Source organism: Actinomadura sp. KC345 (genome assembly GCF_004348515.1).
In the GTDB taxonomy this organism is placed as follows: Bacteria; Actinomycetota; Actinomycetes; order Streptosporangiales; family Streptosporangiaceae; genus Spirillospora.
Window position 1 is genome coordinate 12,344 of record NZ_SMKH01000034.1, and the last position, 21,452, is coordinate 33,795.

Annotated in this window: 26 protein-coding genes and 3 pseudogenes; 13 read left to right on the forward strand and 16 right to left on the reverse strand. The window is 70.2% G+C overall.

Going from position 1 to position 21,452, the window contains the following annotated elements; all coding sequences use genetic code 11:
• Positions 1 to 21 precede the first annotated feature (21 nt).
• Entirely contained in the window at positions 22 to 225 is a 204-nt protein-coding gene (locus E1281_RS41145) for a hypothetical protein (RefSeq protein ID WP_243716714.1), read from the forward strand.
• Between the two features lie 103 nt (positions 226 to 328).
• Here E1281_RS41145 and E1281_RS08605 read toward each other — a convergent pair whose 3' ends face one another.
• On the reverse strand, positions 329 to 718 hold the full coding sequence (locus E1281_RS08605; protein ID WP_131876698.1) for a nuclear transport factor 2 family protein: 390 nt from the start codon (positions 716 to 718) through the stop codon (positions 329 to 331).
• An 86-nt stretch (positions 719 to 804) separates the two neighbouring features.
• On the opposite strand from E1281_RS08605, the gene E1281_RS08610 reads away from it, so the two are divergent.
• Entirely contained in the window at positions 805 to 1,566 is a 762-nt protein-coding gene (locus E1281_RS08610; RefSeq protein WP_131876700.1) for a helix-turn-helix transcriptional regulator, read from the forward strand.
• A gap of 278 nt (positions 1,567 to 1,844) precedes the next feature.
• Positions 1,845 to 2,183, forward strand: coding sequence for a hypothetical protein (locus E1281_RS08615; RefSeq protein WP_131876702.1), 339 nt, complete (start codon positions 1,845 to 1,847; stop codon positions 2,181 to 2,183).
• A 90-nt stretch (positions 2,184 to 2,273) separates the two neighbouring features.
• On the opposite strand, the gene E1281_RS08620 is transcribed toward E1281_RS08615, so the two are convergent.
• Positions 2,274 to 3,137: a DNA-formamidopyrimidine glycosylase family protein gene (locus E1281_RS08620; protein ID WP_131876704.1), complete on the reverse strand. Its 864-nt coding sequence runs from the start codon at positions 3,135 to 3,137 to the stop codon at positions 2,274 to 2,276.
• A 374-nt stretch (positions 3,138 to 3,511) separates the two neighbouring features.
• Here E1281_RS08620 and E1281_RS08625 point away from each other — a divergent pair, with 374 nt between their 5' ends.
• Genes E1281_RS08625 through E1281_RS08635 form a run of 3 tightly spaced genes read left to right on the forward strand, consistent with a single transcriptional unit; the run spans position 3,512 to position 7,051 of the window.
• Entirely contained in the window at positions 3,512 to 3,718 is a 207-nt protein-coding gene (locus E1281_RS08625; RefSeq protein ID WP_131876706.1) for a heavy-metal-associated domain-containing protein, read from the forward strand.
• A gap of 51 nt (positions 3,719 to 3,769) precedes the next feature.
• Entirely contained in the window at positions 3,770 to 4,726 is a 957-nt protein-coding gene (locus E1281_RS08630; RefSeq protein ID WP_131876708.1) for a hypothetical protein, read from the forward strand.
• A 27-nt stretch (positions 4,727 to 4,753) separates the two neighbouring features.
• Positions 4,754 to 7,051 carry a heavy metal translocating P-type ATPase gene (locus E1281_RS08635; protein ID WP_131876710.1) on the forward strand — a complete coding sequence of 766 codons (2,298 nt, stop codon included), beginning with the start codon at positions 4,754 to 4,756 and terminating at the stop codon, positions 7,049 to 7,051.
• 24 nt (positions 7,052 to 7,075) lie between these two features.
• On the opposite strand, the gene E1281_RS08640 is transcribed toward E1281_RS08635, so the two are convergent.
• Positions 7,076 to 7,546, reverse strand: coding sequence for a MarR family transcriptional regulator (locus E1281_RS08640; RefSeq protein WP_131876711.1), 471 nt, complete (start codon positions 7,544 to 7,546; stop codon positions 7,076 to 7,078).
• A gap of 103 nt (positions 7,547 to 7,649) precedes the next feature.
• On the opposite strand from E1281_RS08640, the gene E1281_RS08645 reads away from it, so the two are divergent.
• Positions 7,650 to 8,756: an alkene reductase gene (locus E1281_RS08645; RefSeq protein WP_131876713.1), complete on the forward strand. Its 1,107-nt coding sequence runs from the start codon at positions 7,650 to 7,652 to the stop codon at positions 8,754 to 8,756.
• Positions 8,757 to 8,840: 84 nt separating this feature from the next.
• Here E1281_RS08645 and E1281_RS40080 read toward each other — a convergent pair whose 3' ends face one another.
• Both E1281_RS40080 and E1281_RS42800 read right to left on the reverse strand, forming a co-directional pair.
• Entirely contained in the window at positions 8,841 to 10,259 is a 1,419-nt protein-coding gene (locus E1281_RS40080; RefSeq protein ID WP_243716715.1) for a glycosyltransferase, read from the reverse strand.
• Between the two features lie 136 nt (positions 10,260 to 10,395).
• Positions 10,396 to 10,797: pseudogene (locus tag E1281_RS42800) on the reverse strand (polysaccharide deacetylase family protein); the annotation flags it as partial.
• Positions 10,798 to 11,116: 319 nt separating this feature from the next.
• Between E1281_RS42800 and E1281_RS08660 the strand changes: the two are divergent.
• Both E1281_RS08660 and E1281_RS08665 read left to right on the forward strand, forming a co-directional pair.
• Positions 11,117 to 11,767, forward strand: coding sequence for an RNA polymerase sigma factor (locus E1281_RS08660; RefSeq protein WP_131876715.1), 651 nt, complete (start codon positions 11,117 to 11,119; stop codon positions 11,765 to 11,767).
• Positions 11,764 to 12,474 carry a hypothetical protein gene (locus tag E1281_RS08665; protein ID WP_131876717.1) on the forward strand — a complete coding sequence of 237 codons (711 nt, stop codon included), beginning with the start codon at positions 11,764 to 11,766 and terminating at the stop codon, positions 12,472 to 12,474. Before E1281_RS08660 ends, E1281_RS08665 begins: the two co-directional genes overlap by 4 nt.
• A gap of 16 nt (positions 12,475 to 12,490) precedes the next feature.
• Here E1281_RS08665 and E1281_RS08670 read toward each other — a convergent pair whose 3' ends face one another.
• The 3 genes from E1281_RS08670 to E1281_RS08680 all read right to left on the reverse strand — a co-directional run bounded on the left by E1281_RS08670 (position 12,491) and on the right by E1281_RS08680 (position 14,607).
• The gene (locus E1281_RS08670; protein WP_131876719.1) at positions 12,491 to 13,294 is read right to left on the reverse strand and encodes a transporter substrate-binding domain-containing protein; all 804 of its coding nucleotides are present in this window, start codon (positions 13,292 to 13,294) and stop codon (positions 12,491 to 12,493) included.
• 154 nt (positions 13,295 to 13,448) lie between these two features.
• Entirely contained in the window at positions 13,449 to 13,862 is a 414-nt protein-coding gene (locus E1281_RS08675) for a phosphoribosyl-AMP cyclohydrolase (RefSeq protein WP_131876721.1), read from the reverse strand.
• Positions 13,863 to 14,010: 148 nt separating this feature from the next.
• Positions 14,011 to 14,607, reverse strand: coding sequence for a TetR/AcrR family transcriptional regulator (locus E1281_RS08680; protein ID WP_131876723.1), 597 nt, complete (start codon positions 14,605 to 14,607; stop codon positions 14,011 to 14,013).
• An 84-nt stretch (positions 14,608 to 14,691) separates the two neighbouring features.
• On the opposite strand from E1281_RS08680, the gene E1281_RS08685 reads away from it, so the two are divergent.
• Positions 14,692 to 16,080 (forward strand): MFS transporter, encoded by a 1,389-nt coding sequence (locus E1281_RS08685; protein WP_131876725.1) that lies wholly within the window; start codon positions 14,692 to 14,694, stop codon positions 16,078 to 16,080.
• Between the two features lies 1 nt (position 16,081).
• Here the strand turns inward: E1281_RS08685 and E1281_RS08690 are convergent, their stop codons facing one another.
• Genes E1281_RS08690 through E1281_RS08710 form a run of 5 tightly spaced genes read right to left on the reverse strand, consistent with a single transcriptional unit; the run spans position 16,082 to position 18,771 of the window.
• On the reverse strand, positions 16,082 to 16,843 hold the full coding sequence (locus tag E1281_RS08690; RefSeq protein WP_131876727.1) for an ABC transporter permease: 762 nt from the start codon (positions 16,841 to 16,843) through the stop codon (positions 16,082 to 16,084).
• The gene (locus E1281_RS08695) at positions 16,840 to 17,697 is read right to left on the reverse strand and encodes an ATP-binding cassette domain-containing protein (RefSeq protein ID WP_131876729.1); all 858 of its coding nucleotides are present in this window, start codon (positions 17,695 to 17,697) and stop codon (positions 16,840 to 16,842) included. The genes E1281_RS08690 and E1281_RS08695 overlap by 4 nt, the downstream gene beginning before the upstream one ends.
• 20 nt (positions 17,698 to 17,717) lie before the next feature.
• Positions 17,718 to 18,149, reverse strand: coding sequence for a hypothetical protein (locus E1281_RS08700; protein ID WP_131876731.1), 432 nt, complete (start codon positions 18,147 to 18,149; stop codon positions 17,718 to 17,720).
• Positions 18,150 to 18,166: 17 nt separating this feature from the next.
• Positions 18,167 to 18,427 carry a hypothetical protein gene (locus E1281_RS08705; protein ID WP_131876732.1) on the reverse strand — a complete coding sequence of 87 codons (261 nt, stop codon included), beginning with the start codon at positions 18,425 to 18,427 and terminating at the stop codon, positions 18,167 to 18,169.
• Positions 18,427 to 18,771, reverse strand: coding sequence for a DUF2089 domain-containing protein (locus E1281_RS08710; RefSeq protein ID WP_207943183.1), 345 nt, complete (start codon positions 18,769 to 18,771; stop codon positions 18,427 to 18,429). The genes E1281_RS08705 and E1281_RS08710 overlap by 1 nt, the downstream gene beginning before the upstream one ends.
• 245 nt (positions 18,772 to 19,016) lie before the next feature.
• On the opposite strand from E1281_RS08710, the gene E1281_RS08715 reads away from it, so the two are divergent.
• The 3 genes and pseudogenes from E1281_RS08715 to E1281_RS08725 form a co-directional block, all read left to right on the forward strand.
• Complete coding sequence (locus tag E1281_RS08715) at positions 19,017 to 19,517, forward strand: NUDIX domain-containing protein (RefSeq protein WP_165958834.1); 501 nt, start codon at positions 19,017 to 19,019, stop codon at positions 19,515 to 19,517.
• A 2-nt stretch (positions 19,518 to 19,519) separates the two neighbouring features.
• A complete protein-coding gene (locus E1281_RS08720; protein ID WP_131876736.1) occupies positions 19,520 to 19,996 on the forward strand; it encodes a GNAT family N-acetyltransferase in 477 nt (158 codons plus the stop codon).
• Between the two features lie 41 nt (positions 19,997 to 20,037).
• Positions 20,038 to 20,418 (forward strand): annotated as a pseudogene (locus tag E1281_RS08725) (response regulator transcription factor); the annotation flags it as partial.
• On the opposite strand, the gene E1281_RS08730 reads toward E1281_RS08725, so the two are convergent.
• The 3 genes and pseudogenes from E1281_RS08730 to E1281_RS42545 form a co-directional block, all read right to left on the reverse strand.
• Positions 20,402 to 20,590 carry a DUF397 domain-containing protein gene (locus E1281_RS08730; RefSeq protein WP_131876738.1) on the reverse strand — a complete coding sequence of 63 codons (189 nt, stop codon included), beginning with the start codon at positions 20,588 to 20,590 and terminating at the stop codon, positions 20,402 to 20,404. The pseudogene E1281_RS08725 and the gene E1281_RS08730 sit on opposite strands and share 17 nt — an antisense overlap.
• Positions 20,587 to 21,288: a DUF5753 domain-containing protein gene (locus E1281_RS08735; protein ID WP_347813275.1), complete on the reverse strand. Its 702-nt coding sequence runs from the start codon at positions 21,286 to 21,288 to the stop codon at positions 20,587 to 20,589. Before E1281_RS08735 ends, E1281_RS08730 begins: the two co-directional genes overlap by 4 nt.
• Positions 21,265 to 21,426 (reverse strand): annotated as a pseudogene (locus E1281_RS42545) (helix-turn-helix domain-containing protein); the annotation flags it as partial. The pseudogene E1281_RS42545 and the gene E1281_RS08735, both read right to left, overlap by 24 nt.
• Positions 21,427 to 21,452 lie beyond the last annotated feature (26 nt).

A 21,452-nucleotide genomic window follows, 5' to 3' on the forward strand; every position in this document is an offset into this window, starting at 1 on the left:
ATCCTCCGTGATCAGCTTCAGGTGGACGAGGCAACGTTCTGGGGGTGTGTCCAGGACAAGGTCGTGCCGGATCGCGGAACGCCCACGCCACCATCGGGGGCATTGCCCGCCGACCTCGTCCACTTGCTGATCTCCAGGGTCGGTCTCGATGAGGCCGAGGTTGCGATGATGACCAAGGAGGAAGCCGTCGCCAGGCTGCAGAGATACTGGACTGAAGGCACCTGATCCGTAGGAATACCGCACCCGGCTGGATCCGGAAGTTCGTGCCGGGGTGAGACCGGGCGGCGCTGCCGGGGTTCGGGGGCGGCAGCGTCGCCCGTAGGGCGGGTCAGTGTTCGGCCGGTTCCCACCACGTCAGGTTGGCGGACGCCTGGGCCGCCGGCTCGATGATCTCCCAGCATTCGGTGATCAGCCCGTCGTCGATCCGCCAGATGTCGACGACCGTGATCTCCGGCCCGCCCTCCGGGAGCCGTCGCCGGGAGTGCAGCACGACGTGATGCCCTTCGGCCAGCAGGTGGAGGACCTCGACCTGCATGCCGGCGAGCGGAGTGAGGGCCGCTTGCACGGCGGCGAGCCATTCCGTCTTGGTCGAGGAGGTCGAATCCGGCCTGTGGTGGATGAAGTCATCGCGCAGCAAGGGTTCGGCCGCTTCGATGCTGCCCGTCTCGATCAGGTCGGTCAGTGCCCGTTGGATGATGGTCTTGTTGTCCGTGGTCATGGACGCAGTGTTTCCGCGGCCTGGGGCGTTGTCGATGAAGTCGCATTTCATGGCGTTCGACGCCACGCTGAGTACTCTCGTTGACCGTGCATACGGTCGGGGAGCTCTTGCGGCAGTGGCGGCATCGCCGGCGGCTCAGCCAGCTCGATCTCGCGATCGCTGCCGATGTCTCGGCTCGCCACGTCAGCCTGGTCGAGACGGGCAAGTCCAACCCGAGCGCCGAGATGATCCTGCGGCTCGCGGACCAGCTCGACGTGCCGCTGCGTGAGCGCAACCGGCTGCTGCTCGCGGCCGGCTTCGCGCCCCGGTACACCGAGCGGCCGCTCGATGACGACGTGCTGTCGGCGGCCCGGGGCGCGGTCGAGAGGGTGCTCCGCGCGCACGAGCCGTACCCGGCGCTGGCCTTCGATCGCCGGTGGAACATCCTGATGACCAACCGCGCGCTCGACCCGTTCTTCGCGGACGTCGATCCCGACCTGCTGCGTCCGCCGGTCAACCTGGTGCGCCTGGGCCTGGACCCGCGCGGGTTCGCTCCCCTGGTCGTCAACCTGGCCGACGTGCGCGTGATGTTCCGCTCCCGGATCAGGCGTCAGCTCGCCGTCGCTCCGGACGCCGAACTCACCGCGCTCTATGAGGAACTGCTGGAGCCCGGCCCCGAAGACGCATCGGGCCCGTCGGTCGAGTCCGACGTCGCCATCCCGATGATCCTTCGCTTCGACGGACGGGAGCTGCGGCTGTTCTCGACCATCACCACGTTCGGCACCCCGATGGACATCACGCTGGACGAAGTCGCGATCGAGTCCTACTACCCGCAAGACGCGGAGAGCGCGGCCTACTTCGAGCGATGAGAGCGGCGGGTCAGTCCCCCATCAACAAAAGGGACCTTCCCGCCGCCCCGCGCGCCCCTGCCGACGGGTAGTCAGGCCGCCGCGTTGAAGAGGGGCTTACACATCGAGCGAGTCTAGTGAACAACGGAGCGATGGCCATTGCCCCTGCGATACGGACGGTCCCCACCAAGACACCAAGCCAGATCAGCCCGGGTCGGTGTCGCGTCTGTATTCGCATGCGCGACAGCGGCCGGGCTAGTCAACCCGTGCTGCTGTGCGCCCGTTCATGAGGGGAACTCATGACCGTACATCAACAGCACTGCTTCTCCGCTGGCCCTGAAGGGGGTTACGTCCACTCCGAGGAGGAGGGCTGCCCCCCGGCCGGGAAGGCGTACTTCGAGCGGCTGTCCAGGGACATGCTGAAGTACAACCTCGAGACGGAGGAGGAGGCCACGGAGGCTCGGCGCATCCTCGATGACGCCGAGTTCGAGACCTACTACCACCTGCGGGGCGCGGCCGCCCGGAAGGGCCACGACGAGGCCATCCAGGCCATCCGCAGGCTCGGGCCGGGGGCTCAGGCCGGAGGATTACGACCTGTTCTAGGACGGCTGGAGTCACTTGACTGGTCCCGCCCCTGAGGGGGTGGGACCAGTTCTCTTAACAGAGAACGTGCACGCACGAATCGTGGTGAAGAGGGCAGTCCAGCAAAGCGGTGGTCTGGTGCCGGGCTACTTGAGGAGGCGGGACATGCGGCGGTCGGCCAGGGGTTTGCCGCCGGTCTGGCAGGTGGGGCAGTACTGGAGGGACGAGTCGGCGAACGAGACCTCGCGGATGGTGTCTCCGCAGACGGGGCATTCCTGCCCGGTGCGGGCGTGCACGCGCAGGCCGGTCTTCTTCTCGCCCTTGAGGTCCTGGGCTTCGAGGCCGCGTGAGCGTTCCACCGCGTCCCGGAGGGTGGTGACGATCGCTTCGTGCAGGGTCGCGATGTCGTCCTCGGTGAGGGACGCGGCGATCTTGAAGGGGGACATCTTCGCGACGTGCAGGACCTCGTCGGAATAGGCGTTGCCGATTCCGGCGATCACCTTCTGGTCGCGCAGCAGGCCCTTGATCTGGGTGCGTTTGCCGCCCACGATCGCGGCGAGCGCCTCGGGGGTGAAGGCGTCGTCCAGGGGGTCGGGGCCGAGGGACGCGACGCCCGGGACGTCGGACGGGGCGCGGACGACGTAGACGGCCAGGCCCTTCTTGGTGCCGGCCTCCGTCAGGTCGAAGCCGGAGCCGTCGTCCAGGTGGACGCGGAGGGCGAGGGGGTTCTTGCCTCCGGGGCGCGCGGGCTTGGCCGGGATCTCGTCCCGCCACCGCAGCCAGCCGGCGCGGGCCAGGTGAATCACCAGGTGCAGCCCGTCGACGTCCAGGTCGAGGAACTTGCCGTGCCGGGTCGCTCCCGTGACGGTCAGCCCGCCGAGCGAGGTGACCGGCGGGTCGTAGGTCTTCAGCGCGGAGATGGCGAGAACATCGATCCGGGCGATGGCGTGGCCGACCGCGCGCTCCCGCAGGAAGCCCGCCAGCGCCTCCACCTCAGGTAGCTCAGGCATGGAACCAAGTATCCGTGATGGCGCCGGGAAGTTCGTCCACAGGGCTGTGGAAGGCTGTGGAAAAGCTTGTGCATAAGCGGTGGGTTCGGCTGGACGTGCGGCCCGGTCAGCGGCAATACCTCTATGAACCCGGACGAACCACCGACCAGGGCTTCCTGTACGGCGGTCACACAGGGTGTGGATAACTTCCCTGTAACGACCCCCGGGTAACCGCCCCATGGTCTCGCGCGAGTGGGTCCGGCCGCCCGGTTCGCGCGTTGTGACCCGGATCTCGAAATAACCCCTAGGGGGTAGGGGTTGCCAGGGTTGAACGGTTATGCCACCATGAGGGCCGAGAGATACCCCCCAGGGGTAAAAGCGAAGGGGAGAGCCAGATGAGCACCGCCACCTACACCGTCACCGGGATGACCTGCGGCCACTGCGTCAGCTCGGTCACGGAGGAGATCGAGGAGATCGCCGGTGTGACCGGCGTCGACGTCGACCTGCCGACCGGCCGGGTCACCGTGACGAGCGACGCGCCCCTCGACGACGCCCGGGTCAAGGACGCCGTCGAAGAGGCCGGATACGAACTGAAGCCGTGACCGGAGCGCGCCTCGGCGCGCGCTCCTGAACATCGAGCGGAGTTGATCGGTATGAACAGCGCAACCAAGGTCGGAGCCTATGTCGTCGGGCTCGCCGTCGTCTTCGGTGGTGCCGCGGGAGTCGGCAAGATCGCCGGTCCCGTCGGCGCCTCGGCCGAGAAGGCGTCCCACGAAGGCGGAGGCCACGGCGGAGACACCGGCGGCGGGCACGGCGGCGCTGCGCCGAAGCCACCGGGCGGGCTGCAGGTATCCGAGGGTGGTTACACGCTCGTCCCGCGCAGGACGACGCTGGAGCCCGGCAAGCGGACCGACTTCCGGTTCACCATCAACGGACCGGACGGCAAGCCCGTCACCGGCTTCCAGCCCCTGCACGGCAAGCGTCTGCATCTGATCGTCGCGCGCCGCGACCTCTCGGGGTTCCAGCACCTGCACCCGGCCGAGGCCGGCGGCGGCGTCTGGACGGTGCCGATCACACTGCCGAAGGCGGGCGTGTACCGGTTCTTCACCGACGTCCAGCCGGACGGCGTCAAGGAGCAGCTGACGCTCGGAACCGACATCACCGCCCCGGGAGACCTTCGCCCCACTCCGCTGCCGAAGCCCGAGCAGGTCGCGAAGGTGGACGGGTACGAGGTCAAGCTGTCCGGCGACCTCGCTCCCGGTAGGTCCAGCGAACTCACCCTCTCGGTGAGCAAGGACGGCGAGCCGGTCACCGACCTGCAACCGTACCTGGAGGCGTACGGCCACCTGGTCGTGCTGCGCCAGGGCGACCTCGCCTACCTCCACGTCCACCCGGACGGGGAGCCGGGTGACGGCAAGACGGAACCCGGCCCGGGTATCAGCTTCTTCGCCGAGGCGCCCAGTTCCGGCGCATACCGGCTGTACCTGGACTTCAAGCACGGCGGCAAGGTCCGCACCGCCGAGTTCACCGTGCATGCCGGGAACGGCGGGGTACCCGTCCAGGAGCCCGAGGGCGAGCCCGGCCACGATGATCAGCCCCACACGCACTGATCCCGCGATCGATACGGAGGAGGAACGATGAGCACGGACGCCGCGTCCGAGCGTGTCGAGCTGGCGATCGGCGGGATGACGTGCGCCTCGTGCGCCAACCGCATCGAGCGGAAGCTCAACAAGCTGGACGGCGTGACCGCGACGGTCAACTACGCCACCGAGAAGGCCAGCGTCGAGTTCCCCGAGGGGGTATCGCCGGACGAGCTGATCGCCACCGTCCAGAAGGCCGGCTACAGCGCCGAACTGCCGGCCGCGCCGAAGCCGGACGGAGAGCCCGAACCGGACGACGGGCTGCGCCCCTTGCGGCAGCGGCTGGTCACCGCCGTCGTCCTGTCGGTCCCGGTCATCGCGATGGCGATGATCCCGGCGCTGCAGTTCGAGGCGTGGCAGTGGCTGTCGCTGACGCTGGCCGCCCCCGTCGTCGTGTACGCGGGATGGCCGTTCCACAAGGCCGCGGCGGTCAACCTGCGGCACGGGTCGGCGACCATGGACACGCTGATCTCGCTCGGCACGCTCGCCGCGTTCGGCTGGTCGCTGTGGGCGCTGTTCTTCGGCACCGCCGGCGAGCTGGGGATCAAGCACGGCTTCGAGTTCTCGATGACCCGGTCGGACGGGTCGATGAACATCTACCTTGAGGCCGCGGCGGGCGTGACCATGTTCATCCTGGCCGGACGGTACTTCGAGACGCGCTCCAAGCGCCGCGCCGGCGCCGCCCTCCGCGCGCTGCTGGAGATGGGCGCCAAGGACGTCTCGGTCATCCGGGACGGGCGCGAGGAGCGGATCCCGGTCGACCGGCTCGCGGTGGGGGACGTGTTCGTCGTCCGTCCCGGCGAGAAGATCGCCACCGACGGGACGGTCGAGGAGGGCTCGTCCGCCGTGGACGCGTCCATGCTGACGGGCGAGTCCGTCCCGGTGGAGGTCGCGCCGGGCGACACCGTGGTCGGCGCGACCGTGAACGCGGGCGGACGGCTGCTGGTCCGGGCGACCCGCGTCGGCTCCGACACCCAGCTCGCGCGGATGGCGCGGATGGTGGAGGAGGCGCAGACCGGCAAGGCGCAGGCGCAGCGGCTCGCCGACCGGATCTCCGGGATCTTCGTCCCGGTGGTGATCGCGCTCGCGCTCGGCACGCTCGGCTTCTGGCTCGGTACCGGGACCGGCACCGCCGCCGCCTTCACCGCCGCGGTCGCCGTGCTGATCATCGCCTGCCCGTGCGCCCTCGGCCTGGCCACCCCGACCGCCCTCATGGTCGGGACGGGACGCGGCGCCCAGCTCGGCATCCTGATCAAGGGTCCGGAGGTGCTGGAGTCCACCCGCGCGATCGACACGGTCGTCCTGGACAAGACCGGCACCGTGACCACGGGACGCATGGCCCTGGTCGACGTCATCACCACCGACGGCGTCTCCGAGGACGAGGTCCTGCGGCTGGCGGGGGCGCTGGAGAACGCGTCCGAGCACCCGATCGCGCAAGCGATCGCCAAGGGAGCGACCGAACGGGTCGGCGATCTCGGGACGGTCGAGGACTTCGCCAACGTCGAGGGCCTGGGCGTCCAGGGGATGGTGGACGGCCACGGCGTCCTGGCGGGCCGTCCCCGGCTCCTCGCCGAGTGGTCGCAGCACCTCACGCCCGACCTCGAAGCCGCCATGGAGAAGGCCCAGGCGCTCGGCCACACCGCGGTCGCGGTCGGCTGGGACGGCGAGGCCCGCGCCGTGCTCACCGTCGCGGACCAGGTCAAGCCGAGCTCGGCCGAGGCGATCGCGCAGCTCAGGTCGCTCGGGCTGCGTCCCGTCCTGCTGACCGGCGACAACGAGACGGTGGCGCGCACGGTCGCGGACACCGTCGGGATCGAGGAGGTCATCGCCGAGGTCCTGCCGCAGGACAAGGTGGACGTCGTCAAGCGCCTCCAGTCCGAGGGCCGGACGGTCGCGATGGTCGGCGACGGGGTCAACGACGCCGCCGCGCTCGCCCAGGCCGACCTCGGGCTCGCGATGGGGACGGGCACGGACGTGGCGATCGAGGCGTCCGACCTGACCCTCGTCCGGGGGGACCTGCGGGCCGCGGCCGACGCGATCCGGCTGTCCCGCCGGACGCTCGGCACGATCAGGGGCAACCTGTTCTGGGCGTTCGCCTACAACGTGGCGGCGCTGCCGCTGGCGGCGGCCGGACTGCTCGTCCCGATGATCGCGGGCGCCGCGATGGCGTTCTCCTCGGTCTTCGTGGTCAGCAACAGCCTCCGCCTGCGCGGGTTCAAGCCGCTGACCACCGGCGGCGAGGACGTCCCGGCGGCCACCGGGACCACGCCCCGGAAGATCACGACGGCCCGCTGACCCGGCGACGCGCGCGGTCCCCGCTCAGGGGGCCGCGCGTTCGCCGTGATCGGTTCGGAGGATGGTCACGAGGGGGGCCAGGGCGTCGTCCGCGGTGGCGGCGTCCAGGGCCTCGGCGAGGGTTTCGGCATAGGTCGGGGCGGCCTTCTCCTGGACGGCCCGTCCCTCGTCGGTGATCACGGTGTAGACGCCGCGGCGGTCCTTGGGGCACATGGCGCGGCGGGTGAGGCCGGCGGCCTCCAGCCTCGCGACGAGGCGGCTGACCGAGCTCTGGTTGAGGCCGATGAGGTCGGCGAGCTCCTGCATCCGCAGCTCGCCGTCGTCGGCGCGGGACAGCCGGCACAGCGCGCGGAACTCCGACAGGCCGATGCCGTGCCGATGGATCGCCTTGGCGAGCTGCTGCTCGACGCGTCCGTGCAGGGTGACGACGCGATCCCAGATCCGGCCGTCCGCCGTGGCGGCGCAGTCCACGGTGCTCGTCGCGTCGTCGCTCATCTCGTGTCCCTTCCTCCGTTGACACCAGCCTACATGCAGTGCCAACATCTGCATGTACATGCAATCCATGCAGATACATGCAACTTCACCGTGGAGGGTGACGATGACCAGTCCGCTGCTGCTTCCGTATGACGGCCCGCACCTGACGCTGCCGAACCGGATCGCCATGGCGCCGATGACGCGGGGCCGCGCGGACGACGTGACCGGCGTGCCCCACCCGCTGACCGCCGAGTACTACGCGCAGCGCGCGGCCGCCGGACTGATCGTCACCGAGGGCATCTGGCCGACCGTCCTCGGCAAGGGCGGCCCCGGCATCCCCGGCCTGGTCACGGACGCGCAGGTGGACGGATGGCACGCGGTCACCGAGGGCGTCCACGCGGCGGGCGGAACGATCTTCGCCCAGCTCTGGCACGTGGGACGGATGACGCACCCGCTCAACCTCCCGGACGGCGCCGCGCCCGTCGCTCCCTCACCGGTCCGGATCGAAGGCGAGCCGATCTACACGAACCAGGGCAACCTCGCCCACGTCACGCCGCGCGCCATGACGACCGCCGAGGCGGAGGCGACGATCGCCGACTTCGCCGCCGAGGCCCGCAACGCCGTCCGGGCCGGATTCGACGGGGTGGAGGTGCACGGCGCGAACGGCTACCTCATCCAGCAGTTCCTCGCCGAGAACACCAACCGCCGCACCGACCGGTTCGGCGGCTCCCGCGCCGGGCGGCTGCGGTTCGCGCTCGACGTGGTGGAGGCCGTGGCCGCCGAGATCGGCCCCGGAAGGGTGGGCCTGCGCATCTCGCCCCACAACCCGGAGAACGAGATCGCCGAGGAGGACCCGCAGGGCACCTACCGCGCGCTCGTCGACGCCGTCGACCCGCTGGGCCTCGCCTACCTGCACGTCATCGAGCGGGGCGCGTACGGCGCGCTGGCCGATCTGCGCCCGCGCTGGTCGGGCACCTTGATCGGCAACTTCAACGGCACGGAGCCCACCTCCCAGCGCGCCGGCGAACAGGTCCTCGCCGCGGGTCTGGCCGACCTCTTCTCCTACGGCCGCCTGTTCATCTCCAACCCCGACCTGCCGGCCCGCTTCGCGACGGGCGCACCCCTCAACGCGCACGTCCCCGGCCTGGTCTACGGCGGCGACGCCGAGGGCTACACCGACTACCCGGCTCTGGGCGACCGTGTGGGCAGCGCCGTCCGGTCCTTGTCCTGAGACGACCAGACCCCGCCGGGCCTTGCGGCCCGGCGGGGCCCTGGTCTTGCCGCCGGTGTGTGGGGTCGCCTCTCGGCGAAAGGCTCAACACGGCTCCAGCCGGACGGTATTCCGTGAAGGCGAAAGGTGAGGCCCGGGGACACCAGGCACACCGGCTGTCATGTGTAACCGATCGTGCCCCGGGATTGTTCCCGGCCTGCCGGGTCGGTAAAAGTCCCCGTCCGCCGGACGGCGTGCCAGCCCAGGCGCGCCCCTAGCAGCGCGGTGACCAGGGACTGGACGACGACCAGGTACATGAGCTGCCGGGCGGTAGCGCTGCCTCCACAGCTGCCGCGGCGTCGACGGCGTCTCCGTCCACGCGAGGGCCTTCTCCTCGTAGACGACGCGGAGGCCGGCACGGCAGATCGCCATGGTGAGGTCGGTGTCCTCGGCGAGGGTGTCGTCCGGGACGCCGACCTGCGCGAGGACCGGCCGCCGGAACGCGCCGATCGCACCCGGGACGGTCGGCATGCACTCCAGGACGTCGAACATCCGCCGGTCGAGGTTGAAGCCGATCACGTACTCGATGTGCTGCCAGCGTCCGAGGAGCCCGCCGCGGTTGGCGACCTTGGTGTTGCCGCTGACCGCGCCGACGCGCGGGTCGGCGAGCGGCGCGACGAGGTGGCGGATGGTGTCGCGCTGGAAGACGGTGTCGGCGTCCACGAGAACCAGGATCTCCGCGCGGGCCACGGCGATCCCCGTGTTCAGGGCGCCCGGCTTGCCGCCGTTCGCCTTGCGGATCAGCTGGACGGCGGGCAGCGCGATCGAGTCGACGATCGCGGCGGTGCGGTCGAGGGACCCGTCGTCCACCACGATCAACTCGACGCCGCCCGGATAGTCGGTGTCCAGCAGCGAGGCGATCGTCGCCGCGATGCCCGCCTCCTCGTTGTACGCGGGGACGATCACGGAGACGGGCGGGAACGGGTCCAGCGGTACCTCACCCGGCCCGGACGTCCCGATGGCGTCTCGCGGGTCGCGTGCCCTTCCCCGGACGCGCCGCACATGGACGTGCGCGAACGCCGTCCCCAGCACGTACAGGCCGCCGGCCACCGCGAACAGCACGCCCATCGTCCCGGTGAGGGCGGACGCGGCCTGCTGCGCGGCGACCAGCGTCCAGCCGACGGCCCTCTCGTGCGCGGGCACCCGCATCTCGGCGGAGGGCGTCCCCAGCGCCTCGGTCAGCGTGGTGAAGCGGTAGCCCTCCGGCCGAAGCCGCTCGATGATCCGCTCCACGGCCGCGACGGTGCCGGACCGGTCGCCGCCCGCGTCGTGCAGCATGACCACGGCGCCCTCGCCGCGCTCCTCCGCCGCCAGCGCGGTCTCGACGATCTTCGCGGTGCCGGGGCGCGTCCAGTCCTCGGTGTCGCGGTCGGCGAAGACCACGACGTACCCGTCCTCGCCCGCCTGCCGGGCCGCGCGCCACTCCGGAGCGGTCAGGCCGTCCGTACGGGACGAGTACGGCATCCGCATCAGCCTCGTGTGGACGCCCGCGGCCCCCGCCAGCGCCCGCTGCGTGAGGTCCAGCTCCAGTTTGCCGGCGCCACGCCGGCGCCGTCGCGAGGTCGGCGTGCGTGTACGTCTGGGAGCCGATCTCGTGGCCCTCGCGGAGGATGCGGCGGGTCAGCGCGGGGTTCTCGGCCACGTGCGCGCCGACCGTGAAGAACGTGGCGCGGGCGCCGTGGCGCCGCAGGAGGTCGAGGAGTCGCGGCGTCCACACCGGGTCGGGGCCGTCGTCGAAGGTCAGCGCGATCGTCTTCGGGGGCATGTGCCGGCTTCGCGTCGTGCCGCCCGCGAGGTTGACGACCGGTCCGCCCGAGGTGATCTCGGACGGGGGTCCGCCGGGCTCGGGGTTCACGGGAGCCCGCGTGGCGGGTCGGGGAATCGCGATCGCCCGACGCTCACGCGATGTCTCGGGCGGGACGTCCGGACGGCGCTGCTCCGCGCGCGGGTGCGGGGCCGGCTCGCTCCACGACGTCAGCGGAACGCTCGGTCCGGTCGTCATGCCCAGGGCGAGCGCGCCGAGGAACACGGCGAGCAGCGTCCCCGCGGCCAGACCCAGCCGCCGGCAGAGCCGCGCCCGCCCTCCGGTCGTGTCGACGAAGACCGCCTTCGACGGCGCGGGTGATTCCGGCACGGCGGGCGGAATGCCCGTAATGAGTAATTCGTCCTGATCTTGGGGGGGTGCTGGCGGTCATGGTCGTCCGTCATTTCGTCCGGTGGAGGCGTCCGAACACAGGGTGTGGCCGCGGACACTCAATGCATCAGCGCGAACCCCCGCGTACGTGTCACACCGCGACCGGAATACCTGCACAATGGCCCGGATGGAACGGGCGGACGAGGAGGAACTCGGCCGTGCCCTGCGGGCTGCGCAGGACGGCGACGAGGCGTCCTTCCGCATGCTGTACCGCGACGTGCAGCCCCGCCTGATCCGGTTCGCCGGCGCGCTGGTCGGCGCGGACGCCGAGGACGTGACGTCCGAGGCATGGCTGCAGATCTCCCGTGACCTGCCCTCGTTCCGCGGCGACCTCGACGGCTTCCGCGGCTGGACCGCCACGATCACCCGGCACCGGGCGCTGGACCATCTGCGCCGCCGGTCCCGGCGCCCCGTGGGCGACATCCCCGTCGAGGAGCTGACCACGATGGCCGCCGAGGCCGACACCGAACTGGACGCCCTGGACGGCATCGCCACCGAGGACGCGCTTTGCCTGATCGCCGAACTCCCTCGCGACCAGGCCGAGGCCGTGCTGCTGCGCGTCGTCGTGGGCCTGGACGCCAAGTCGGCGGGCAAGGTGCTCGGCAAGCGCTCGGGGGCCGTGCGAACCGCCTCGTACCGGGGGCTGCGCCGCCTCGCCGACCTGCTGTCACCGTCCCCCGAGAACGCCCCGCCGTCCACGTCCCGGAAGGCGGGGGACGCGCTTCCGCGCGTCCAGGGTGACAAAAGCGGTGGAACCGGCGCTGAAGGGGTGGCATGAGCGACCACCACCGGATCGAACGCCTCGATCGGCGCACCGCGAAGCGCCTCCTCGACGGCGCGGACGGCCATGCCCGGCTGCAGGCCCTGCTCTCCTCGGCCGCGGCACCCGCCCAGCCCGGAGAACTCGCGGGCGAGGACGCCGCCGTCGCCGCGTTCAACGCCGCCGCCCGTACCGCACGGACGTCCCGTGCGGTCACCTGGCGCCGTTTCCTGACGGTGAAGGCCCTGGTGGTGATGGGCGCCTCGCTCATCGTCACCGGAGGAGCGGCCTACGCCACGATCACCGGAAACCTGCCGGGCCGGGAGCCGGCGCCCTCCGAGACACCGTCGCTCCACCACGAGACCAGCACGAGCCAGGGCAGCACCAAGGTCAGCCACGCCCCACCGTCTGCGCCGCCGTCCAGCCCACCGTCCTCCAAGACGCGGCCATCACCGTCCACGTCTCCCTCTGCCGGCACGTCCAAGGAACCCCCTGGACGGGTGAACGCACCCGGCCGACAGCAAAAGAAGACGACGGCCCCGCAGAACACCAGAACGGCCCCGCAGAACACCAGAACGCCCCCGCGCGGCCCCGGTCACAACAACGGCTCCCCACCCGGCGACAACTCCGGCAACGGAAACGGAAACGGCCAGGGCAACGGAAACGGCGACAACGGCAGCTCACCCCGCACCAACTCGGGCAACGGAAACGGCCCCCCGAGCTGACCCGCCGGTCACGCGGTCAGAGGCAGCCTTCGAACTGGGGGACGTCGACGTCCGACAGGTCGAGGCCGGACGAGCCGAACCACTTGTGCATGAACCTCGACATCGCTCCGGCCTGGTACATCTGGGTGATCGCCTTGTTGAGCGCCTCGCAGCCGCCGGGGTCGCCCTTGCGGATCGCGATGCCCGTCCGCCGCTCGCCGAAGCGGGAGTTCAGCAGGCGGAAGTCGCCGCCCTGCCGCGTCTTCAGCCCGGCCAGGATCGTGTCGTTGGTCGTGACGGCGTCGATCCGGCCGTCCCCCAGCATCGTCATGCAGTCGGCGTAGGACCGCGCCGCCACCGGCACGGCCGCGACCTCCCGCTCCACGGTCACCGCCTCCGCCGCCCCGGAGCCGGTGACGGCGCAGATCTCGCGCTTCTCCAGGTCCTGAACGTTCCGGATGTCGCGCTCGTCGTCCCGCACGAGGATGTCCTGGTACGACAGGAGGTACGGCCCGGCGAACGCGAGCCGCTGCTTCCACTCCGGCTCCAGCCAGAACGTCAGCACCATGTCGACCTTCCCGGTCTGGAGGAGCCGCTCCCGGTCGGCCGCCAGCGCGGGGACGAACCGGACCTTCTTCCCCATCCGCTCCGCCAGGTAGCGCGACACGTCCACGTCCAGGCCCTCGAACGTCCCGTCCGCCCGCCGGAACCCGATCCCCGGCAGGTCCGGCCGCACTCCGGCGACCAATGTGGATTTCGCGAGGATGGACGCCTCCTCCGCGTCCCCGCATCCGGCCAGGGCGAGGCAGCTCACCAGAGCCGAAGCGACCAAGCGGCGCATCCGCGACCCCCGCATCCCTCAGCGCGGCCCTGGTCCCGTCGAACAGGGAGCGCTCGGCACCAACGTCGCAGCCCGGTGATCACCCCTCCACCCTCCTGACCACAATCGGCCTGACCGCCACCCATGGCGGCGGTTCCGGTCGCCACCTGGCGCATCAGTCCATCGGGAGGTGGCGGAGGGTCGTCAGGTCGGTGAGTGAGCGGTAGTAGCAGGTGGGGCGGGCCTCGCCGGACGGAAGGGTCGTGTGGCAGGCGCCGCCGGTCGTCCGGTTCACCAGGTAGAGCAGTGAGTTCTGCTCGCAGTTGACGCGGACGTCCACGAGTTCGAGGACGTCCCCCGACGACGCGCCCTTGCGCCACAGCTCGTTGCGGGACGTCGACCACAGGACGGCGATCCGCTCGTCCAGCGTCGCCTTGAGGGCCTGGTCGTTCGCGTAGCCGATGAACAGGACGTCGCCGCTGCCCGCGTCCTGCAGGACCACGGGGACGACCCGCGCCCCGGTCGCCGCCACACCGGCGAGCTTGTCGAAGTCCAGGGTGAGCCGGGTGCCTTCTTCGAGTTCGTTCACCCGGCCATCCTGCCCTGGACGATCACCCGGCACCGTCGAGTGACACGTCGTCTGCGGAAACGGGGTCGCTTCACGATGTCGTCGAGCAGGTGGGCAGCCTGCGGCGTGTCGACCACGCTGACCGGCTTGAGCTGGATGTGCTCGCGGGTCAGTGCTCCGGCGCGGCGGGGACGGCCAGGATCGACTGGACCGTGGCGATCACGACGTGGCCGGTCCGCTCCGGCTTGAGGCGCCCGGTCCGGTTCTCTTCCGCGGCACCGTGCAACACGTGCTGGATGACGTTGACCAGCCAGGTCATCGGCAGATCGGTGCGGAACGCGCCCTGATCCTGGCCTCGGCGGATGAGTTCCTCGACTCGCTCGGCCGGGGCGCCGTGCAACTGGCGGATGCGTCCGGCCGGAAGGGCGCTCTGGGCCGCCGCCAGCAGCGCCGTGGACTCGGCCACCAGCGACCAGCTCGATTCGAGCAGCCGGCTCAGCGCGTCCCGCGCGTCTCCGGTGAGGTCGACCCCCGAAAGGATCTCTTCGCCGGTGCGCAGCGCGTCCGCCAGGGCGGCTTCGACCAGCTCCGCCCGGTTGCGGAAGTGGCCGTAGAGCGTCATCCGGCCCACCCCGGCGGCCTTGGCGATGTCGTCGATGCTCGCGGCCGGATTCTCGCTCAGGCACTCGCGGGCCGCGGAGACGATGCGGGCGATGCTCCGCTCGGCGTCCGCGCGCCGACGCCGGCCGGATGTGGCGGTAGACATGCCATCACCCTAACTCGTACGCCGAAGTACGTGTTACTCTCCCTCCATAAGTCGTATACCGACGTACGAGTTAAGGAGATCACGATGACCGAGGACGTCCACGACAAGGCCGAGCGGAACGGCTCGCCGCACCCGCTGCGGTGGCGCATCCTGGGGTTCCTGGGCGTGGCCCAGCTCATGCTGATCCTCGACGTCACCGTCGTGGCCATCGCGCTGCCCAACATCGAGGCCGACCTGGACCTGGGCCGCCAGGCCGTCACCTGGACGGTCAGCGCCTACACGCTGACGTTCGGCGGCCTCATGCTCCTCGGCGGACGGGCCGCCGACCTGATCGGCGCCAAGCGGGTCGTCCTCGCCGGCCTGCTGATCTTCACGGCGGCGTCGCTGGTGACCGGATTCGCCGGCTCGGCCGCCCTGCTCCTGGGCGGCCGCATCGCGCAGGGACTCGGCGCGGCACTGATGTCCCCGGCGGCCCTGTCGCTCGTCGTGCACCTGTTCGACGGCGACGAGCGGAACAAGGCGCTCGGTGTCTGGTCCGCGCTCGGGGGCGGCGGCGCGGCCCTCGGCGTACTCCTGGGCGGGCTGCTCACGGCGGGCCCCGGCTGGCCCTGGGTCTTCTACGTCAACGTGCCCATCGGGCTCGTCATCCTCGCCGCCCTCGCCCGGATGCTGCCGCGGCAGACGGCGACCGCACCACGTCCCCGCCTGGACGTCCTGGGCGCGCTGCTGGTCACGGCCTCGTCCGCCGCGCTGATCTACGCGTTCATCCGCGCGGGAGACGACGGCTGGCTCACCATCGCGACCGCCGCGCTCGTGCTGCTCGCCGCAGTCGGATACGTGGCGTTCGTGGTCAGGCAGAAGACCGCCAAGTCGCCCATGATGGACGTCGCGCTGCTGGTCCGGCGCCCGGTGGCCACCGGCACGTTCCTGATCCTGATGGCGACCGCCCTGATGATCGCGGTGTTCTTCCTGGGCACCTTCTACTTCCAGCACGCGGAGGACTTCAACGCCCTCCAGACCGGCCTGCTGTTCCTGCCGGTCGCGATCGCGACGATGCTCGGAGCCAACCTCACCGGCCGGGCGATCGCCACGACGGGCGCACGCCGCCTCGCCGTGACCGGCCTGGTGACCGCCGCGCTCGGCATGGCCGTCCCCGCCGTCTCGATGCACCCGGCGACCGTGGTGGCCGGCACCGCCATCGCGGGCGCCGGGACGGGAGCGATGTTCGTCGTCGCCTCGGCAACGGCTCTCGGGCAGGTAGCCCCCCACGAGTCCGGCATCGCGTCCGGCATCGTCAGCACGTTCCACGAGTTCGGCGCGTCCATCGGAGCCGCCGTCATCTCCAGCGTCGCCGCGGCCAGCCTCGTCGGCGACACCCTCTCCGGCTTCACGAACGGCTTCGTCCTCGCCGCGGTCGCCGCCGCCGTCTCAGCCGTGGCCGCCGCCGCCCTGACACCCGGCCGCGAACGGTGATCTAGGCGATTCTGCGGTGATAGGTGACCATCGCGAACGCGTACCCGACGATGAGAACGCCGAGGCACCAGGCGAGGGCGGTCCAGATGCCGGTCCCGACGGGCTGCTCCGTGAGCAGGTCGCGGATCGTGTTGACGATGGACGTCACCGGCTGGTGCTCGGCGAACGCCCGCACCGGGCCGGGCATGGTGCCGGTGGGCACGAAGGCCGAGCTGATGAACGGCAGGAAGATGAGCGGGTAGGAGAACGCACTCGCGCCGTCGGGGGACTTGGCGGACAGGCCGGGGATGACCGCGATCCACGTCAACGTCAGGGTGAACAGGATCAGGATGCCGGCGACCGCGAGCAATGCCGCCATTCCCGCCCCCGAACGGAAGCCCATGAGGAGGGCGACGAGCACGACGACCACGAGCGAGATCATGTTGGCGACCAGCGAGGTCAGCACGTGGGCCCACAGGAAGGACGACCGCGCGATCGGCAGGGACTGGAAACGTGCGAAGACGCCGCCCTGCAGATCCTGGAAGAGCCGGAACGCGGTGTAGGAGATGCCCGAAGCGATCGTGATGAGCAGGATGCCGGGCAGCAGGTAGTTCACGTACGATCCCGACCCGGGCTTGATCGCGCCGCCGAACACGTAGACGAACAGCAGCATGAAGGCGATCGGCATGATCGTGGTCGTGATGATGGTGTCCGGGCTGCGCATGATGTGGCGCAGCGACCGCTGAAGCAGGACGGCGGTGTCGCCGAGGAAACGCTTGTTCATGACCGCCCCTCGCTCGTCGTGCGGACGCTGCGGTCGTCGCCGACGCCGCCCTTGCCGTCGCCGCCGACGCCGCCCTTGCCGTCGCCGCCGACGCCGCCCTTACCGTCGCCGCCGACGATGGCCAAGAAAACGTCCTCAAGGGACGGCTGCCTCTCGACGTACTCGACCTCAGCGGGCGGGAGCAGCCGCCTGAGTTCGGCGAGGGTTCCGTTCACGATGATCCGGCCCTGGTGGAGGATCGCGATGCGGTCGGCGAGTTGCTCGGCCTCGTCCAGATACTGCGTCGTGAGCAGCACCGTCGTGCCGCGCCCGGCGAGGTCCCTGACGGCCTGCCACACCTCGATGCGTGCCTGGGGATCGAGCCCTGTCGTCGGCTCGTCGAGGAAGATCACCGGCGGATTCCCGATGAGGCTCATCGCGATGTCGAGGCGGCGGCGCATGCCGCCCGAATACGTCGACACCCTCCGCGAGGCCGCGCCGGTCAGCGAGAAGCGGCCGAGCAGGTCGTCCGCGATGCCGCCCGGGTCCTTGAGGTGGCGCAACCGGGCGATCAACACGAGGTTCTCCCGCCCGGTGAGGATCTCGTCGACGGCCGCGAACTGCCCGGTGAGGCTGATGGACTCGCGCACGTCTTCCGGTCGCGCGGCGACATCGAAGCCGTTGACTCCGGCGGTCCCCGCGTCGGACTTGAGCAGCGTGGACAGGATGTTCACGACCGTGGTCTTGCCGGCGCCGTTGGAGCCGAGCAGGGCGAAGATGCTGCCCGGCGCCACACCGAAGTCCACGCCGCGCAGCACGCGCAGCTCTTTGTAGGACTTCTCAAGACCCTGCACATGGATCGCATACGTCGTCATCGGGTTCTCCCGTTGCGGGATCATTCGCAGAACACCTGCACCTTCGCGTCGGCGTCGTCGACGTCGAGGGTGAGGTCGTCGAGCTGATCGACGAGGTCCTCGATGTGCTGCGGCTTGAGCTCGGTGAGGTCGATCGGTATCCCGGACTTGTCCAGCTCCGCGTTGACCTTGACGAGCGCCTGCGGAGGGACGAGGCTCGCGAGCCGGACCCCGGCGCGCAGCAGTTGCAGCGGGATCCGCATGTTGACCCGGCCTGGTCCGTCGCCGCCGGTGTCGTCCGACCAGCTGACCATCACGCGCAGATACTTGGGACGGGGTTTCGGGCGGGACGCGACCGTCGGCGGCGACTCGGGCTGTTGTCTTTCGAGGGCGTCGATCAGCCGCTCGGCCTCGTCCGCGGTGATCTTCCCCTCGGCCAGCATCTCCAGGATCTGGCGGCGCTGCTCGTTCAATTGCCTCTCCTCGCTTACTATCTGACGCTCACCAGCACGGCCGTCCGGCCCTGTTCGATCTCGATGCGGGCACCGGGCAGCGCCCACAGCAGTTCCCCCGTGCCGCGCAGTGCCCCCATCGGGCTCACCCGGAAGACCAGGCATGCGACCAGTCCGGCCGGCACGGCGAACACCAGCAGCGGTGACAGCACCAGCAGCATCGGCACGACGGGGACGTACAGCCGCAGCCGGCGGCCGCCGCGGTGGCGGTGGCTCACCGTCACCAGTTGCGGGACCATCAGGACCCCTCCAGCGCGGCCAGCGCCTCCCGGGCGCTGATCTCCCCTCGCCGCAAGCGGTCGACGACGTCGGCACCGGTGGGCGCCGGGTCGACGTCGACGAAGTCGAGGTGCCCCGCGATCCGGTTCAGCCGGGACTTGATCGTCGGGTAGCTCACCCCGAAGATCCGCTCCATCTCCTTGATCGAGCCGTGCGACCGCACGAACGCGGCAACGAACACCTGATCGTCGACACCGAGCTGAGCGAGTTGCGGCGGCTCGAACTCCCCCTCGACCACGACACCGCTGTCGGCCAGCCTGACCCGCTCGACCACGAACGGCTGTCCGCGCGTCAGGTCCGTCAACTGCTGCCACTCCACCCTTCGCCCCCTCACTCTCGGCAACCTGCCCGAAGGCGACAGTATCTAGATCTTCTTAAGCAAGCAAGGCAACTATCTTGATTTTCTCAATCTGCCCTTCAATATTCTGGATAGGCGACCCTCGATCCATGTCCCGAGGCGGCCAGTGCGCCGGCGTCCGTGCGGTGCGCGAAACAGCGCGGGCGCCGCTGGTGGTGGAGGTAGATCCAGCACGGGCTAGTGTGAGTGCCGTGTCCGGACTCGAAGACCGGTTCTTCGCTGCGGTGGCGGCGCGCGACCTGGTCCGCCCAAGTGTGCGGGCGCTCGTCGTGCATGACGGCAGCGTTCTCGTGCAGCGCCCCGCGGACTCTGCCCCGGGTGGCGGCTACGCGTTCATCGGCGGCGAGTACGAGAGTGGCGACAGCTTCGAGAGTCGGCTGCGAAAGGAGATCGAGGAGGAGACGACCGCCCGCTTGGTCTCCTGGCGCTACCTGTTCGTGGTTGAGAACCGCTTCGTCCATGCCGGTCACCGCGTCCACGCCCTGGAGCACTACGTGCTGGCGACCCTCGACACCACCGACGTGAAGAGCCGCGAAGGGCACATCGTGCAGGAGTGGCTCCCTCTCGACGCACTGGGGTCGGCCGATCTGCGGCCCTTCGCGGTGCGCGATGTGCTCGCCAACGGGCACCTTGAGCAGGTGCGCCATCTGGTCGTGGACGGCTTGTCGGAGACGCCGGATATCGGAGGGTGACGATGAACGTGAGGCCCGCCCGCTCCGCCGACCTCCCAAGGCTGGCACCGCTGTGGCGGGCGGCCTGGCTGGACGGCCACGAGGGCCACGTCCCCCAGGAGTTGATGGACGAACGCGGCCCCGACCACTTCGCCGTCCACGCCGAGAGGCACTTGCACACGACCCTGGTCGCGACCGACCCGGACGATCGCCTCCTCGGCCTGATCATCCTCGGGGACGACGACGGGGAGGTCATCCAACTGGCCGTAGACGCCTCAGCCCGCGGCCAAGGCGTCGGCGGCGCCCTCCTGAAAGCCGCAGAGAACCGCTTCAGGGGACGGCACCCGCAGACATGGCTCGCGGTCGTCCCCGGCAACACCCGTGCCCGCCGCTTCTACGAACACCACGGCTGGCGCGACACCGGCCCCCTCACCTACCAGGCCCCCACCTCAACCGGCACAGTCCCCGTCCCGGTCCACCGCTACGTCAAAGACCTCTGACACCGCCGACTGTTCACCCGCGGGCGGCGACGAGGGTCGTGGGGGACGGCGTCGGCTACCTGCTCAAAGACCAGGTGGTCGACGCCGCGGACTTCGTCGCCGCACTGCGCCATGTCCTGGGCGGCGGCACCGTGGTGGACCCACAGGTCATCCGCCAGCTCATCGGCCGCCGCCGGGATCCCTTGGCCTCGCTGTCCCCGCGCGAGCACGAGGTGCTCGCACTCATCGCCGAAGGGCATTCCAACGCCGCCATCGCCCGGCGGCTGGCCGTCGCGGACGCGACCGTGGGCAAGCACGTCCGCAGCATCGTCACGAAGCTCGACCTGCCCCAGACCGACGACACCCACCACCGCAGAGTCCTCGCCGTCCTGACCTACCTCCGCGGCCGGCCCACCGACCCGGGCCCTACGCGCCCCTCTTGAGCCGGACGAGGAACGCCCGCCATGCCTCCGGAGTCATGACCAGCCGCGGCCCCTGCGGATCCGTCGAGTCCCGAATACCGACGACGGCATCCGGCGCCGAAGCCAGCACCGCACACTCGACACAGGTCTCCGGGTAGCTCCCGCTGTGGCTACTCTTCCGCCAATGGGTCACCTACTATTCCCTCCCGCCGCGTCACTTCGGAGGGCCCAGACTGCCTGTTCGATTCGTTCGCGAGTCCGAGCCTCCGAAAGAGCGATCCCGCAGAGTTCCACCTGGATGGCTCGGTAAGCGGCGACGCCTTCGTCCTCGTCGATGAAGATCCTTCGCTGGAACCCATCGACGATCACGATAGGGAAGTTCCCCGTTTCAACGTGCAGGACGGCGAACGATCCGTCAACACCCGGGTTCTTGGTGGCGGTGAACGGAAGGACACGCAACTCGATATTCGGCCACTCGGTGAGTTCGAGCAGGTACTCGAGTTGGGCGATCATGACCTCACGTCCGCCCATCCACTGACGAACCGCCGCTTCGCCAATCACGGCACTGACGGAAAGAGGATCGGTTCTGGTGAGCGCCTCCTTTCGTGCCATGCGGGAGGCGACCAGTTGATTCACGTCCACTGCGCCGCTGCCCGGGACGGACGTCATGACGGCGCGGGCGTACTCCGGTGTCTGGAGGAGTCCGGGGATGAGGTCGGCGTGATAGGCGAAGAGCTCCGAGGTGTCCTGTTCGAGGAGGACGTACTCGCCATAGTTGGGCCCCTTTCCTGGGAGTTTGTGGCGTCTGATCCAGTCGCGGGAGCGGCCGCCGGTGGCGAGGCCGACCAAGGCGGATCTGAGGTCGTCGTCCTCCTTGAGGCCGTACATCATGGCGATGTAGTTGACCTCGTGGGCGCGGGCGACGACCTGGGCGTTCTCCATTCGGCTGAGGGCGCTCTTGGACATGCTGAGGAGAGCCGCGGCCTCGTCCAAGGTCAGGCCGCGCTCTTCGCGGATCTTGCGTAGCTGGACACCGAGGCGCCGTCGGCGGACGG